Below are 14,587 nucleotides of genomic sequence, written 5' to 3' on the forward strand. Positions count from 1 at the left end.
ACCAGACCCTGTGGGAGCGAGCCTGCTCGCGAAGACGGTGCAGCAGGCGAGTCACTGGAAATCAGTCTTCCTTGCGAATGGTTGCTACATCATCGGCGCGGACCCGGACTTTCCTGCCGGAAATATCCTCGAATTCGTAGAAACCGTCGACGGTGCGGGTATTGGGGGTGTCTTTGGTCAAATACTGGGTACCGTTCTGCAAGGTCACCACGGTTGGCGACGCGCAGCCAGCCAGAGCCAGAAATGCCGCGACGACCATGGGCAGGCCCAGAAACCTGATGTTCATAACCATAACCTCTCATCAAAAGGACACGGAGCAGCTGATTCGACCGCGCCATCACATTAGCTAACGGCCATTGGTCTCGCTTGCCGTAGGAAAGTTCATCGCTAGTTGAAGGATTTAACCTTAAATATAGGAGACCGTTCATCTTTTGCTGTTGCCTGGCGGGTTTACAGCTGTTATCTGTATGCATAACCAGTACCCCGATATCCTTGGCGTTCTTTCCGTGGCAGTCCGTTCCCTCGACGATCCGTTTTACTACCTGAACAACTTCCAGCAGGTGCTCGCTTGGTTGACGCAGCGTTATGCCGATGTGCTCAGCGCCGACGAGCAGCGCTTCATCGAACACTTTGCAGCGTTGCCGCGTGGCGCCCAGGGCTTGCTGGTGCGGATGGTGATGCGCAAGGGAGTACGGTTCCGTCATAGCAAGCTGCATTACCCGGAAATCGGTGACATTGGCGCGGCCGTTGCGCCACTGCTGGCGCTGGGGTGGGTCGAGGAACAGGCCCCCATAGGGCTCGTCGAACTGTTCGAGGTGCTGCTCAAACCGGAAATCCTCCTGTGCCTGGGCCACCTGATCGAACACCCCAAGGCGAAAAAGACCGAATGGCTCCAGACCTTGGATGAACGCCTTAACCAGCCCCAGTCGTTCGCTGCCTGGTGCCCGCAGCTGGATGACCGGCTGTACAGCCTGACGATCATGAATCTGTGTGACCGGCTGCGGTTGATGTTTTTCGGCAACCTTTACCAGGATTGGTCGGAATTCGTCCTGGCGGACCTGGGCATCTTTACCTACGAAACCGTCGAGTTCAGCGCCGAGTCACGGGGCTTGCGCAGCCGTGAAGACGTCGATGCCTGCCTGTTCCTGCACGACTGCCAGCAACGCTTCGAAGCCGGCGAGCCCCTGGAAGACATCGTCGCTCAGGTCAATGAGCTGTCCCTGGGCAACCCATGGCTGCAGCGGCGTCGGGGCAAGTTGTTGTTCCAAATCGGTCAGCACGGCGAGCGCATCGGCGACTTCGCCTTGGCCTTGGGCATCTATCGTGATTGCACCTACCCCGGCGCGCGGCTGCGGATGGTCCGGGTGCTGGAGCGCATCGGCGAATACGCCCTGGCCCTTGAACTGGGCGAGGCGGCAGCCCTCGCACCGCAAAGTGCTGCCGAAACCCAGGCCTTGCTGCGGATCGTGCCCCGTCTTCGGCGCAAATTGGGCGGGCCACCGGTGCCACGGGGCATGGCCCGGGAAGTGGAGCGCCTGGAGCTGCACCTGCCGCGCGTCGATCCGACCTTGTCGGTGGAGTACCACGTCCAGGCCCACCTGCACGACGAAACCGCGCCGGTGCATTACGTCGAGAACAGCCTGATCAATTCGCTGTTTGGCCTGCTGTGCTGGCCGGCAATCTTCGCGCCGTTGCCGGGCGCATTTTTCCACCCGTTCCAACGCGGGCCGGTGGACCTGCTCAACGAGGACTTTCATGCCCGTCGCGCTGAGTTGTTCGCGGCCTGCTTCGCCGAGCTGGACGACGGGCGCTATCGGGACACGATTGGTCGCCGCTTCGCAGAAAAGTGGGGTGTGCAGTCGCCTTTCGTGTTCTGGGGCGCGCTGTCCGAAGAACTGTTGGCCCAGGCCCTCGATTGCCTGCCAGCCGCACACCTCAAGCAGTGGTTTAACCGGCTGCTGTTGGACATCAAGGCCAACCGTGCCGGCATGCCGGACCTGATCCAGTTCTGGCCGCAGCAAAAGACCTACCGGATGATCGAAGTCAAAGGTCCTGGTGATCGCCTGCAAGACAACCAACTGCGCTGGCTGGAGTTCTGTCAGGAACACCAGATGCCCGTCGCCGTTTGCTACGTGCAATGGGCGGGGCAGGGCGCATGACCCCGGCGCCAAGCTACAGCATCGCCGTGAGAGCGTTGTGTGAGTTCACCGCCAAGGTGGGTGACCTAGACTTACGTTTCACGCCGTCGCCCACGGCCCTGGAAGGCATCGCTGGCCATCGCACCGTGGCCTCGCGGCGCAGCGAGGGTTATCAGGCTGAAGTGGCCCTCGAAGGTCTTTACCAGACACTGACAGTCAAAGGCCGGGCGGACGGCTACGACCCCGTTCGCCATTGCCTTGAAGAAGTGAAGACCTACCGGGGCGACCTGGCCAAGCAGCCCGCCAATCATCGCCAACTGCATTGGGCCCAGGCGAAGATCTATGGCGGGTTGATGTGCCAGAAACTGCAGTTGCCGCACATCGACGTGGCCCTGGTGTACTTCGACATCGTCAGCGAAAAGGAAACCTGCATCACCCAACGTTTTGAGGCGACACAACTGCAAGCCTTCTTCGAAGCGCAATGCGCATTGTTCCTGGCCTGGGCCGAACAGGAAATGGCCCATCAACAGGCGCGCAACCTCGGCGCGCAATCGCTGGTATTTCCCCATGCGGGTTTCAGGCCGGGGCAACGGCACTTGGCCGAATCGGTGTTCAAGGCCGTCAGCACTGGCCGCTGCCTGATGGCCCAGGCGCCCACCGGTATCGGCAAGACCGTTGGTACGCTGTTCCCACTGCTCAAGGCCCTGGCGCCACAGCAACTGGACAAGGTGTACTTCCTCACGGCGAAAACCCCAGGGCGCAAGCTGGCCCTGGATGCGGCGCGCGTGATCACCCAAGGCGTGCCGTCAATGCCATTGCGGGTGCTGGAAATGATCGCCCGGGACAAGGCTTGTGAACACCCGGACAAAGCCTGCCATGGCGAATCCTGCCCGCTGGCCCGTGGTTTCTACGACCGCTTGCCGCCCGCCCGGGCTGCGGCGAGCCAGGTCACCTTGCTCGACCAGGCGGCGTTGCGCGAGATTGCGCAGGTCCATGAGGTCTGCCCGTATTACCTCAGCCAGGAAATGGCCCGCTGGGCCGACGTGGTGGTGGCCGACTACAACTATTACTTTGACTTCAGCGCGTTGCTCTTCGGCCTGGCCCAGGCCAACGGCTGGACGGTCGCGACCTTGGTGGATGAAGCCCATAACCTGGTGGAGCGCGGGCGACAGATGTACAGCGCGACCCTCGACCAGGCCACGCTGACCAGCGTGCGCAAAACCGCCCCCGAACCGCTGAAGAAATCCCTGGATAGGGTCAATCGTCAGTGGAACGCCTTGCATACCCCTCAGGTGGCGGCCTATCAAGCCTATGAAAAACTGCCGGAAAAACTGCTCCAGTCCCTGGCCACCTGCACGACGGCTATCGGCGATTACCTCAACGATCATCCCCTGGGCGTGGACAGCGGATTGCAGGCGTTTTACTTCGACGCCTTGCAGTTTGGCCGGGTGGCGGAAACCTTCGACGAGCACTTTCTGTTCGACATCCACAAGCGCGAACCCGGCCGCCAGCGCAGCTTGTCTACGCTGTGCCTGCGCAACGTGGTGCCGGCCGCATTCCTGCGTCCCAGACTGACGGCGGCCCGCAGCACGGTGCTGTTTTCCGCGACCCTGAACCCCCGGCATTACTACGCAGATTTGTTGGGGACGCCGGGCGACACGGTATGGATCGACGTGGAGTCGCCGTTCAAGGCCGAACAACTGGACGTACAGGTTGTGAGCCGCATTTCCACCCGGTTTGCCCATCGCCAGGCGTCCCTGGAGCCCATTGCCGCGTTGATGGCTCGCCAGTTCCGCGAGCGCCCGGGTAACTACCTGGCTTTTTTCAGCAGCTTCGATTACTTGCAGCAAGTGGCCGGGCTGTTTGCCGAGCGGTACCCGCAAATTGCGTTCTGGACGCAATCGCGCGGCATGGGCGAAGCCCCCCGGCAGGCGTTTCTCGAGCGGTTCATGGAACACAGCCAAGGCATTGGCTTTGCGGTGCTGGGCGGCGCGTTCGGCGAGGGCATTGATTTGCCGGGGTCACGCCTGATCGGCGCGTTCATCGCCACCTTGGGATTGGCGCAGTTCAACCCGGTCAATGAGCAGATGAAGCAGCGTATGGCGGCGATCTTCGGCGATGGCTACGACTACACTTACCTGTATCCCGGCCTGCAAAAAGTCGTACAGGCGGCCGGCCGCGTGATCCGTACCCAGCAGGATCGCGGGGTGGTGATGTTGATCGATGATCGGTTCGGCGAGGCCCGGGTGCAGCACTTGTTGCCGCGTTGGTGGTCGGTGACCCAGGAAACACACGACTTTCCCTGTGGGAGTGGGCTTGCTCGCGAAGGCGTCGGTGCATCCTGCATCACAGACTGACCCACCGCTCTCGCGAGCAAGCCCGCTCCCATAAATGAGGTAGGCTGGACATCGGCTTACACCTTGCCAGCGCTCAATCGTTTTTCCTGGCACCAGACTTGTTCCATACTCCGCAAAAAGTCCACACGGATGCCCCGGCCAGATGCTTGAGAACAACTCCAAGACCCCACTCATGAACGAGGAACAGCGCTTTCGCCTGCTCATCGACGCTGTGGTCGACTACGCCATCTACATGATCGACCCCTCGGGCATTATCACCAGCTGGAACTCCGGCGCCAGGCGTTTCAAGGGCTACGAGGAATCCGAGATACTGGGCCAGCATTTTTCCCGTTTCTACACTGATCAGGATCGCGCCGCCGGCCTGCCGCAACGGGCACTGGACACGGCAGTGCATGAGGGGCGCTTTGAAGGCGAGGGTTGGCGGGTGCGCAAGGACGGCACGCTGTTCTGGTCCCATGTGGTGATCGATCCGATCATCGACAGCCAGAGCGGCACCCTGCTTGGTTTCGCCAAGATCACCCGTGACCTGACCGACCGCAAGATGGCCGAGGAAACCCTCAAGCAAAGCGAGCAGCAGTTCCGCCTGCTGGTGCAAAGCGTCACCGATTACGCCATCTACATGCTCGACCCGCAAGGCCAGATCACCAACTGGAACCTGGGGGCGCAGCGGATCAAGGGTTATCTTCCGGCGGAAGCCATCGGCCGGCATTTCTCGATGTTCTACACCCCCGAGGATCGCGATAACGGCGAGCCACAGCGCGCGTTGAGCATCGCCGCCAGCGAAGGGCGTTTCGAGAAAAAGGGCTGGCGCATGCGCAAGGATGGCACGCGTTTCATGGCCCACGCGATCATCGATGCGATCCGCAGCGACACCGGCATGCTGTTGGGGTTTGCCAAGATCACCCGCGACATTACCGATGCCACCCAGGCCCAGGAGGCCCTCGAGCAGGCCCGCGAGGCGCTGTTCCAATCACAGAAACTGCAAGCCATCGGCCAGCTCAGCGGCGGCATCGCCCATGATTTCAACAACCTGTTGACGGTCATCCTTGGCAACCTGGAAATCGTGCGCAAGCGCCTGCCCGACGAGCCGAAACTGACTCAATTGCTGGACAACGCGACCCAGGGCGCACTGCGCGGGGTTTCGCTGACTCAGCGCATGCTGGCGTTTGCCCGTCGGCAAAAACTGACCTACGAGTCGGTCGAGCTATCGGCACTGGTGCAGGGTATCAGCGGCCTGCTGCAAAGCTCCCTGGGCCCGTCGATACACATCCAGACCCGTTTCGCCGAAGCACTGTCACCGGTGTTGACCGATGTCAACCAACTGGAACTGGCGATTCTCAACCTGGCGACCAACGCCCGGGACGCCATGCCCCATGGTGGCCAGCTCATGATTGCTGTCGATGAGCGGCAAGGGTGTGATGCGGCCCCGGATAAGCCGATGGCCCCCGGACGCTACATTTGCCTGGCGATTACCGATGAAGGCGAGGGCATGGACGAGGCGACGCTGGCCTCGGCTGTTGACCCGTTCTTCACCACCAAGGGTGTCGGAAAAGGTACGGGGCTGGGGTTATCCATGGTGCATGGTCTGGCGGAGCAGTTGGGGGGGCGTCTGATGCTCAAGAGCCAGAAAGGTGTCGGTACCACCGCGCAGTTGTGGCTACCCGTGGCTGACAACCCGGCACCGGGCAAAGCGTCGGTCCAGCAAGCAACACAGCCGGTCAACGAGTTGAAAGTGCTGGTGGTCGATGATGACAGCCTGGTGTTGACCAGCACGCGCCTGCTCATCGAAGACCTCGGGCACCGGGTCCTTTGCGCGCCATCGGGCGTCCAGGCACTGGAGTTGTATGAGCGCAACCCGGACATCGACCTTGTGATCACCGACATGGCCATGCCACAGATGGACGGTGCGCAGTTGGCGAAACTGTTACGCGACCGCCAACCGACCCTGCCTATCATCCTGGCCACCGGTTATGCCGAACGCCTGGAAGGATCTGCCGCGCAATTGCCTCGGCTGATCAAGCCGTTCAAGCAGATTGACCTGGTGCAGATCATTGGGCAAACGATGAAATAGTCAGGAATGTAACGTCCACCTCCTGTGGCGAGGGAGCTGTGTAGATACAAGGAGCTGTCGAGTGAAACGGGGCTGCGATCTTCCCCCAGACACTTGAGTCCCAAACGAAAGATCAAAAGATCGTCCGAACGCGGCCCGAACCTTCGCCAGCGCCTACAGCGCAAGAGCAGCCACTATTCGGTGTTTTTCTTGAACCCACGCAAATTCATCGCACACAGGCAAAACTGCAACACGATCAATGCATACGCGTGGGTATGAAGCCCCCAGATCACCCACAGAATATTGCTGGCAATAAAACAGCTGAATCCCGCCATCCGGCGTCGCGGTTGGCGTGAGCCGATCAACCAGGCGGCCAGCACCGTGACGAGCATCGCTGGCCATTGCACCCATCCAAGATAGTCCACACAAGCGTCCTCTTGCCCTTACGAACTAGAGACCCTGGCGGTTGCGGAGCGTTTCCTCGGATCTTGGATGGACCTGTGGTCCATTGGCTGGAACTTGCCGCGCGCCGGGTCTTTCTAATGAGTTCGAATCATCACCGAGACGCCGCCTGCGCAATGCCCAGAATACTCACCGTGCCCACCCCGGAAGAAGAGCTGACGGAACACAACGCCAAGCTGTTCGGCTCGCCTAAGGAGCGACTGGATTTCTATCGCCGGGAGATCCAGTACGAAACCAGCATCCTGGCTAACCGAACCGATGCTTACCTGGCCGCCCAATCTTTCCTGGTGATCGCCTTTGCTTCGTGCATGGCCAACCTGAACCCGGAATGGGGCAAGTTGTTCACGCTGATCGTGCCGCCATTGCTGTCCTTGCTGGGATTTTTGAGTTCGCTCAATGCCTGGCCGGGCATCAAGGCGGCCTACGAGATCATCGATCACTGGCATTTCAAACAGAGCGAGTTATTGCGCGCCGAACCCTTGATGGGCCTGGCCTACGACGAGTCACCGCTGTTCAGTGAGCGCGAGTCGACGCACAAAGGCTACCGCAAGTCGCTGCTGTTCTCGGTGCGTACGCCGTGGATCTTCGCCTCCTTCTGGGTGCTGTTGGGGGCGTATTCGGTCTATATCCAGATGGGTGATCCTGGCGGGTGAGACACACTGGCCTCAGCCCGAATGCTTGTGGCGCTCATACCACGCCAGGGTGGGCTGGGTCGTGACGCCATGGACAAGAATGCTCAACGCCACCACCGACATCGGTGGATTTGACCCCGACCTGGCGCAGCCCCAGGCCGGCGGCGAACACTGAGAGAAAGCCGTAGCCCTGGATCCACCCGAAGTCGTGACCGGCATCCAGCGCAGATAGACGGAGGTCAGGGCCAGGGTCAGCAACACCGCACCGAGCACCGCTCCCCATACCGTGAAAGTCATCGTTGCTCCTTGGATAGCATCAGGTACTGGCGAGGACGCTTGCTCCCGGCGTAAGCGGTGTAGCTGTGCAGGAGCTGTGTAGGAGCTGTCGAGTGCAACGAGGCTGCGATCTTTCCCCAGCCACTTAAGCCCCAGCGAAAGATCAACAGATCGTCCGAACGCGTCCCGAGCCTTCGCCAGCTCCCACAGTGCGTCGCCAGCGCCCTCGCCACAACGGCGTCCTTGCGCATTCGAGGGCTGGAGCGAAACGAGGGTTCCCCGCGTGAACGGACGATCCCGTTTATCCGCCTGCCTTTCTATCCAAGGGAATTTTTCACCGTTTCTGGCGCTCTGCAACAGAAGAGACGTGTTGATTCAGCGTCCGCCGAGAACCCAAGAGGCCCTTATGACTGCGCTGACTCCCCTTCAATCCCGGCCGGGCACCGTGCACCCTGTCATCGGCAACGGACAGGTGCGCCAATGCTATGAACGACTGCTCCTGGGCCCCGATAATGCAGACAAGCAAGCACACGCCCAGGCGTTCCTCCAGGCATGCATCGCAAAGGCCGCGGGGCTTCCCCTGAAGATGCCCGATGACCCCATGGCGCTGCAGGCCTGGGTCGAGCAGCACAGCGCCGGTGTGGCCCGGCAATACGCTGACTACCTGGAACGGCGCAAAAATGGCGGCGCGCGCGAGTTCTTCAGCGCCAAGGCCCACGCCCTGTACTTCCTGCAGGCTGTGGCGCCGACCAAACGGGTCGACGGCGCCTGGCTGTACGGCGTGGTCAAGCACTGGCACGACCACCGTTTCGAAGGGTTGCTGTGCACCTACCTTGAAGAACTGGGGGACGGTCATCCCGCGCAAAACCATGTGGTGCTCTATCGCAAGTTGCTTGCTGAACACGACCTGTCGGATGCCCCGGACATCGACGACGACCTTTATCTGCAAGGCGCCGTGCAACTGGCCCTGGGCTACGCCGGTGACGAATACCTGCCAGAGGTCATCGGCTACAACCTGGGCTATGAGCAATTGCCCTTGCATCTGTTGATCAGCGCCTATGAGCTGAGCGAACTGGACATCGATCCGTACTATTTCACCCTTCATGTCACCATCGACAACGCCAGCACCGGCCACGCCCATAAGGCCGTGCAAGCGCTGCTGCAGCTGATGCCGCTGGAAGCCGACCGCGAAGCCTTCTGGCACCGGGTCACGCTGGGCTATCGCCTCAACGACCTAGGGCAGGGCAGTCGGGACATCATCGGTTCGTTCGACCTGGATCGCGAAGTGCTGGACATGCTTGAACGCAAACGCCCGTTCGGCCAGCACATGCATTCCGATTACTGCAAGTTCGAAGGCAAGACCGTCAACCAGTGGCTCTCGGCACCTGGCCAACTGGAAGGGTTCCTGGTGGCAATGCAGAACAAAGGCTGGATCAGACGCCATGAAGACCCGCAGAACAGCCGCTTCTGGACACTGATTAACGGGGCTGGGGCAGCCATGTTCGGGGTGTTCAGCCCCTACGAAAAGCAGCTGCTGCATGATTGGATTGCCGGTGACTGGCTGGACGAGGGCACAAGGTCCAGCGCCCGACGTGGTCCGGTTGCTGCTGGCCAGCCAACGACGCCGATGGATGATCCCGATGTACAACGCTTGCAACAGGCACTGCAAGGCCGGGCGCCCAACGAACAGATGCAGGTTCTGATGCCCTGGCTCTGTGCGCGGCGTCATAGCCATCCGGCCGGGCTGTTGGCGACTCGTCGGTTCATCGAGCTCAAATCCGCACTTCGCTAGGAAACCCCGCATGAATGAGACAGAACGACTGCCCGAGATGGACCTTGCGCTACTGCAACTGGGCCGACGCTTGCAAGCCGACGGCTACCGTTTCATTACCCCGACGCCGTTGACCCACGAGCGGGTCAACCAACGGCCCGGTAATGAACGCTCCAAGACCTTGCGGGACGTGTTCGGCTGGTCGCGGCCGTTTGTGCCGGGGCTGATCAGCGCCGATGAACAGCGGCAACTGCAAGAGGCCCAAGTGCTGGAAGAACGCGACGGCCTGCTGCGCAGCCGGGGGCGTTGGTCGAGCCTGGGTGGCTTGCTGTTCGCTCATTCACAGTTCCCCACCCAAGCCACCGACGCGGTGTTTTTCGGCCCTGACAGCTACCGCTTCGCCCAGTTGATCCATACTCATCTACAACAGAACTTCACGGCGGTGCATCGCGCCGTGGACATCGGTTGTGGCGCCGGCGTCGGTGCGATCGTGATTGCCCGCGCCCGGCGTGAAGCACAAGTGCTGGCGGTGGACATCAACCCGCAAGCCTTGCGCCTGAGCGCAGTGAACGCCGCGCTGGCCGAGGTGGGCAATGTCGAGGTCGTTCGCAGCGACGTGCTGCAGGACGTGCCAGGCCACTTCGACCTGATCGTCGCCAACCCGCCGTACATGGCCGATCCATCCGAGCGCGCCTATCGTCATGGCGGCGGCGCACTGGGCGCCGGGCTGTCGTTGCGCATCGTCGAACAGGCCTTGCCCCGGCTTACACCGGGCGGCTCGCTGGTGCTCTACACCGGCGTGGCGATGGTGGATGGGCGCGACCCTTTCCTGGAAGCGCTGGGCCAATGGCGTGACTCGGCGGACTTGGGCTGGACCTACAAGGAGTTGGACCCGGATGTGTTTGGTGAGGAGTTGCTGACGCCGGGTTATCAAGACGTGGAAAGGATCGCCGTGGTGGCGTTGGTTGTAACCCGCATTGGCGCCGGTATCGGCGGGGTTATCGGAGGGACTATCGATGAACGGACGCATGAAATTCGGCGTTGAAGAGGAGTATTTCATCACCGATCTGCAAACGCGTTGCATGCCGGGTGAACCACCCGCTGAGGCTGTCGCCGCGTGCCAGGCCGAACTGGGCAAGCATTTCGCCCATGAAATGTTCCTGTGCCAAGTGGAGATGGCCTCGCCCATCTTTGACAGCGTGACCGAGGCCGGCGACTACCTGCGCCAGGTGCGTATGGGCTTGAACCAACGGTTGGCACCGTATGGCCTGGGTCTGCTCAGTGCCGGTTCACACCCGATGACAACCCAAGTGCTGCAACCCACCGACGAACTGCATTTCCAGCAACTGTTCGATGATTACCAGCGGGTGGCGCGTCGCAGCGTGCTGTCGGGCTTGCATGTCCACGTGGAAGTTCCGGCCACCCAGGATCGGGTGCGGGTCATGAATGAGATCTTGCCCTGGTTGCCGATGTTCCTGGCCTTGAGCGCTTCATCGCCGTTCTGGAACGGTGGCTACAGTGGCTTTAGCAGCTACCGACAAGTGGCCTGCGATGAATGGCCACGCATGGGTGTGCCGGAGTTTTTCGAAGACGAGCCGACGTTCGCCAGCTACGTCGACATGCTCATGCGTACCGGGTCCATTCGCCAACCCAGCGATTGCTGGTGGGTGATACGGCCTTCCTCACGTTATCCCACACTGGAACTGCGTATTTGTGATGCCTGTCCTCGGGTCGACGACGTCCTGTGCCTCGTCTCACTGTTTCGCCTGATGGTGGCCCATGCCATGGCGCAGCGCCGACCTGGCGCCCACTTCAGCCAGATGTCCCAGTGGGTCCTCAAGGAAAACCGCTGGCGGGCCAAGCGTCACGGAACTCTCGCGGAGTTTATCGTCGAGGGGCAGGAACAGCCGATGTTGATCGGTGAATGGCTGACCCTGGCCGAGCAAACCTTCGGTGAGACCGCAGTAGAGCTGGGTGTCCAGGACGTGTTCAAGCAGGTGCGTCGCATGGTGCAGGAAGGCAACAGCGCCGACCGGCAAATCGTCCTCTTCGAACAGGGGTTGCTACTGGGCGATTGCGTCGAACAGGCCTTGTGCCGCGTAGTTGATCAATTGCTGGCGGAAACCGCCGGGCTGCCGGCCGCCGATCCGGCGTTGCAACAGGTGGCAGGTGGGCCATGAACCGCAAGACCCTGGATGACTACAACCGTATGCGTGACTTCGCCGCTACCCCGGAGCCGGCGGCGAAGCGCTCGCGCAGATCGGCAAGAACCGCCCATGCGTTGCAGTTCTGTATTCAAAAACACGACGCTTCGCGGCTGCATTACGACTTTCGGCTGGAGCTGGACGGCGCGCTCAAGAGCTGGGCGGTGCCCAAAGGCCCCTCCCTGGACCCGAAAGCCAAGCGCCTGGCGGTGCATGTCGAAGACCATCCGCTGGATTACGCCACGTTCGAAGGCAACATCCCCGCGGGCCATTACGGCGCCGGCGACGTTATTGTCTGGGACCGGGGTGTCTGGATTCCCCAGGGTGATCCCCATCAAGGCTATGAAAAAGGCCGGCTCAAGTTCGAGCTGCAAGGCGAAAAGCTCAGCGGCCTGTGGAACCTGGTACGCACCCACATGCCCGGCAAGCAGGAGCAGTGGTTCCTGATCAAGCACCAGGACCAGGCGGCCCGCCCCGAGAGCGAGTACGACGTGGTCCAGGCCGAGCCAGACAGCGTGCTCAGTGATCGCACCCTCGTGCCCAAGCGTCGCGGCAAGGCCGCTTCAGCCACCGCGGTGAAACAACCGGAAAATGCCGTTCAGCCGAAACGCCCCTTGAAAACCACCCTCAGCGGCGTGGTCGCCGGGCCGTTGCCGGAAACCCTCAAGCCGGAACTGGCGACGCTGGTGGAAAGCGTGCCCGACGGCGAATGGCTCTATGAGATCAAGTTCGACGGTTATCGGGTCATGGCGCGCATTGAAAACGGCGATGTAAAGCTGCTCACCCGCAACGGCCATGATTGGACCCGCAAATTGCCAAGACAGGCCGAAGCCTTGGCTGCGCTGGGCTTGCAATCAGCCTGGCTTGACGGCGAGATGGTGGTTGCCAACGACCAAGGCGTGCCGGACTTCCAGGCCTTGCAGAATGCTTTCGAGGTCGGCAGCAGTGGCAAGATCGCCTTTTACCTGTTCGACATGCCTTACCTCAACGGCATGGATTTGCGCAACGTACCGGTGCAAGAGCGCCGGGCGGCACTGGCTGCGGCGCTGGAGCCCAACGAAAGCCCCTTGCTGCGGTTTTCCGATGCCTTTGAGGAAACGCCCGATGCACTGCTCAACAGTGCCTGCCAGATGCAGATGGAAGGGCTCATAGGCAAGCGCATCGGCAGTGTCTATGTGTCCAGGCGCAGCAACGACTGGATCAAGCTCAAGTGCAAGAATCGCCAGGAGTTCGTGGTGGTGGGCTTCAGCGATCCCAAGGGGGCTCGCAGCGCCTTCGGTGCCTTGCTGCTGGGGCTGCATGATGCCGACAGTGGCCAGTTGCGCTACGCCGGTAAGGTCGGCACCGGGTTCAATGAAACCACCCTTAACAGCATTTACCAGCAACTGCTGCCCCTGGAGACGAAAAAGCCCGCCGTGGTGAATCCGCCCACCGGTTACGACGCCAAGGGCGTGCATTGGCTTGACCCGACGCTGTTGGCCGAAGTGGCCTTTGCCGAAATGACCAAGGACGGCTCGGTGCGCCATGCGGTCTTCCATGGCTTGCGCAATGACAAGCCGGCCAAGGCCATTAGCCAGGAGCTTGCCAAGCCCGTGAAAAAAAACGCTACGGCAAAAAAAAATAACGCCAAGAATGAACCTGGAGCGGCCAAAGCCAAGAGCAAGACAAAGGCATCGAGCCTGACCGGCAAGGTCCGCATCACCCACCCGGAGCGGGTTATTGACGCCAACAGCGGCACCACCAAACTGCAACTGGCCGAATACTACGCCAGCGTCGCCGAATTTATCCTGCCGGAGCTGGTGGATCGCCCGGTGGCCCTCGTCAGGGCGCCGGATGGCATCGCCGGGGAACTGTTCTTCCAGAAGAACGCCGAACGCCTGGCGATTCCCGGCATCACCCGCCTGGATAAGGAACTGACCGGGCAGCCGGGGATGATCATCAACAACGCCGAGGCGCTGATTGGTGCGGTGCAGATGAGCACGGTGGAACTGCACACCTGGAACGCCACGTCCGTCAACCTGGACAAGCCTGACCGGTTCATCCTCGACCTTGACCCAGACCCCGCGTTGCCTTGGAAAAGCATGGTCGAGGCCACGCAGCTCACGTTGTCGGTGCTCGATGAGCTGGGGCTCAAGGCGTTTCTCAAGACCAGCGGTGGCAAGGGCATCCATGTGGTGGTGCCGCTGACGCGCAAACTGGGTTGGGACGAGGTCAAGGGGTTCAGCCATGCGATTGTCAGTCACATGGCCAAGCTGCTGCCGGACCGTTTTTCGGCGGTGTCCGGGCCGAAGAATCGGGTAGGGCGGATTTTCATCGATTACCTGCGCAATGGGTTGGGCGCTACCACTATTTGCGCTTACGCCGCCCGGACCCGGGAAGGGTTGCCGGTGTCGGTGCCGATCTTTCGCGAGGAAGTGGCTGAGCTCAAGGGGGCGAATGTGTGGAATGTGCACAATGTTCATGAGCGTCTGGCGCAAGTGGGGCATGAGCCTTGGGCTGGGCTTAAGCGAACTCGGCAGCGTATTACGGCTGATATGCGCAGGCGTATTGGTATGAGGGAGGCTTAAGGTGTTTTGCGATTGGGTGTGTCTATCCATTGCTGCGGTCACGGCTGCGGGTGGTTCCACCCTGACGGCGGGGTACTTTCGAAAGGCCGGAATACCGCCCCAGGCGAAAGCAACCAAAGCGTTTTTGCCC

General features: G+C 61.1%; 11 protein-coding genes. 8 read left to right on the plus strand and 3 right to left on the minus strand.

The window, feature by feature from the left end:
- Positions 1-61: 61 nt before the first annotated feature.
- Positions 62-286, minus strand: coding sequence for a YgdI/YgdR family lipoprotein (locus AACY31_RS06910; RefSeq protein WP_339479347.1), 225 nt, complete (start codon positions 284-286; stop codon positions 62-64).
- 220 nt (positions 287-506) lie between these two features.
- On the opposite strand from AACY31_RS06910, the gene AACY31_RS06915 reads away from it, so the two are divergent.
- The 3 genes from AACY31_RS06915 (at position 507) to AACY31_RS06925 (ending at position 6,566) form a co-directional block, all read left to right on the plus strand.
- The gene (locus AACY31_RS06915; RefSeq protein ID WP_339479348.1) at positions 507-2,159 is read left to right on the plus strand and encodes a VRR-NUC domain-containing protein; all 1,653 of its coding nucleotides are present in this window, start codon (positions 507-509) and stop codon (positions 2,157-2,159) included.
- Positions 2,156-4,495 (plus strand): ATP-dependent DNA helicase, encoded by a 2,340-nt coding sequence (locus AACY31_RS06920; protein ID WP_339504210.1) that lies wholly within the window; start codon positions 2,156-2,158, stop codon positions 4,493-4,495. Before AACY31_RS06915 ends, AACY31_RS06920 begins: the two co-directional genes overlap by 4 nt.
- A gap of 142 nt (positions 4,496-4,637) precedes the next feature.
- Positions 4,638-6,566, plus strand: coding sequence for a hybrid sensor histidine kinase/response regulator (locus AACY31_RS06925; RefSeq protein WP_339479351.1), 1,929 nt, complete (start codon positions 4,638-4,640; stop codon positions 6,564-6,566).
- A gap of 173 nt (positions 6,567-6,739) precedes the next feature.
- Here the strand turns inward: AACY31_RS06925 and AACY31_RS06930 are convergent, their stop codons facing one another.
- Positions 6,740-6,970, minus strand: a complete 231-nt coding sequence (locus AACY31_RS06930; protein WP_063321299.1) for a hypothetical protein — start codon at positions 6,968-6,970, stop codon at positions 6,740-6,742.
- A gap of 153 nt (positions 6,971-7,123) precedes the next feature.
- On the opposite strand from AACY31_RS06930, the gene AACY31_RS06935 reads away from it, so the two are divergent.
- Positions 7,124-7,660 carry a hypothetical protein gene (locus AACY31_RS06935; protein WP_339479453.1) on the plus strand — a complete coding sequence of 179 codons (537 nt, stop codon included), beginning with the start codon at positions 7,124-7,126 and terminating at the stop codon, positions 7,658-7,660.
- 12 nt (positions 7,661-7,672) lie between these two features.
- Here AACY31_RS06935 and AACY31_RS06940 read toward each other — a convergent pair whose 3' ends face one another.
- Positions 7,673-7,936 (minus strand): hypothetical protein, encoded by a 264-nt coding sequence (locus AACY31_RS06940; RefSeq protein ID WP_339479458.1) that lies wholly within the window; start codon positions 7,934-7,936, stop codon positions 7,673-7,675.
- 385 nt (positions 7,937-8,321) lie between these two features.
- Here AACY31_RS06940 and AACY31_RS06945 point away from each other — a divergent pair, with 385 nt between their 5' ends.
- From AACY31_RS06945 to ligD, 4 genes are read left to right on the plus strand one after another with little or no spacing between them, the layout of a single operon-like run.
- On the plus strand, positions 8,322-9,707 hold the full coding sequence (locus AACY31_RS06945; protein WP_339479353.1) for an iron-containing redox enzyme family protein: 1,386 nt from the start codon (positions 8,322-8,324) through the stop codon (positions 9,705-9,707).
- A gap of 10 nt (positions 9,708-9,717) precedes the next feature.
- Positions 9,718-10,731 carry a class I SAM-dependent methyltransferase gene (locus tag AACY31_RS06950; protein ID WP_339504212.1) on the plus strand — a complete coding sequence of 338 codons (1,014 nt, stop codon included), beginning with the start codon at positions 9,718-9,720 and terminating at the stop codon, positions 10,729-10,731.
- Positions 10,703-11,866: a carboxylate-amine ligase gene (locus AACY31_RS06955; RefSeq protein WP_339479355.1), complete on the plus strand. Its 1,164-nt coding sequence runs from the start codon at positions 10,703-10,705 to the stop codon at positions 11,864-11,866. The genes AACY31_RS06950 and AACY31_RS06955 overlap by 29 nt, the downstream gene beginning before the upstream one ends.
- Positions 11,863-14,457, plus strand: a complete 2,595-nt coding sequence (ligD, locus tag AACY31_RS06960; protein WP_339504214.1) for a DNA ligase D — start codon at positions 11,863-11,865, stop codon at positions 14,455-14,457. Before AACY31_RS06955 ends, ligD begins: the two co-directional genes overlap by 4 nt.
- Positions 14,458-14,587 lie beyond the last annotated feature (130 nt).

Origin of the sequence: Pseudomonas sp. RL_105y_Pfl2_101 (assembly GCF_963970585.1) — a bacterium.
In the GTDB taxonomy this organism is placed as follows: domain Bacteria; phylum Pseudomonadota; class Gammaproteobacteria; order Pseudomonadales; family Pseudomonadaceae; genus Aquipseudomonas.

Excerpts from the sequence above, each read along its gene's own strand:
- AACY31_RS06910 (WP_339479347.1), bottom strand. The coding sequence starts at position 286 with ATGAACATCAGGTTTCTGGGCCTGCCCATGGTCGTCGCGGCATTTCTG.
- AACY31_RS06920 (WP_339504210.1), top strand. The coding sequence starts at position 2,156 with ATGACCCCGGCGCCAAGCTACAGCATCGCCGTGAGAGCGTTGTGTGAG.
- AACY31_RS06925 (WP_339479351.1), top strand. The coding sequence starts at position 4,638 with ATGCTTGAGAACAACTCCAAGACCCCACTCATGAACGAGGAACAGCGC.
- AACY31_RS06935 (WP_339479453.1), top strand. The coding sequence starts at position 7,124 with ATGCCCAGAATACTCACCGTGCCCACCCCGGAAGAAGAGCTGACGGAA.
- AACY31_RS06940 (WP_339479458.1), bottom strand. The coding sequence starts at position 7,936 with ATGACTTTCACGGTATGGGGAGCGGTGCTCGGTGCGGTGTTGCTGACC.
- AACY31_RS06945 (WP_339479353.1), top strand. The coding sequence starts at position 8,322 with ATGACTGCGCTGACTCCCCTTCAATCCCGGCCGGGCACCGTGCACCCT.
- AACY31_RS06950 (WP_339504212.1), top strand. The coding sequence starts at position 9,718 with ATGAATGAGACAGAACGACTGCCCGAGATGGACCTTGCGCTACTGCAA.
- AACY31_RS06955 (WP_339479355.1), top strand. The coding sequence starts at position 10,703 with ATGAACGGACGCATGAAATTCGGCGTTGAAGAGGAGTATTTCATCACC.
- ligD (WP_339504214.1), top strand. The coding sequence starts at position 11,863 with ATGAACCGCAAGACCCTGGATGACTACAACCGTATGCGTGACTTCGCC.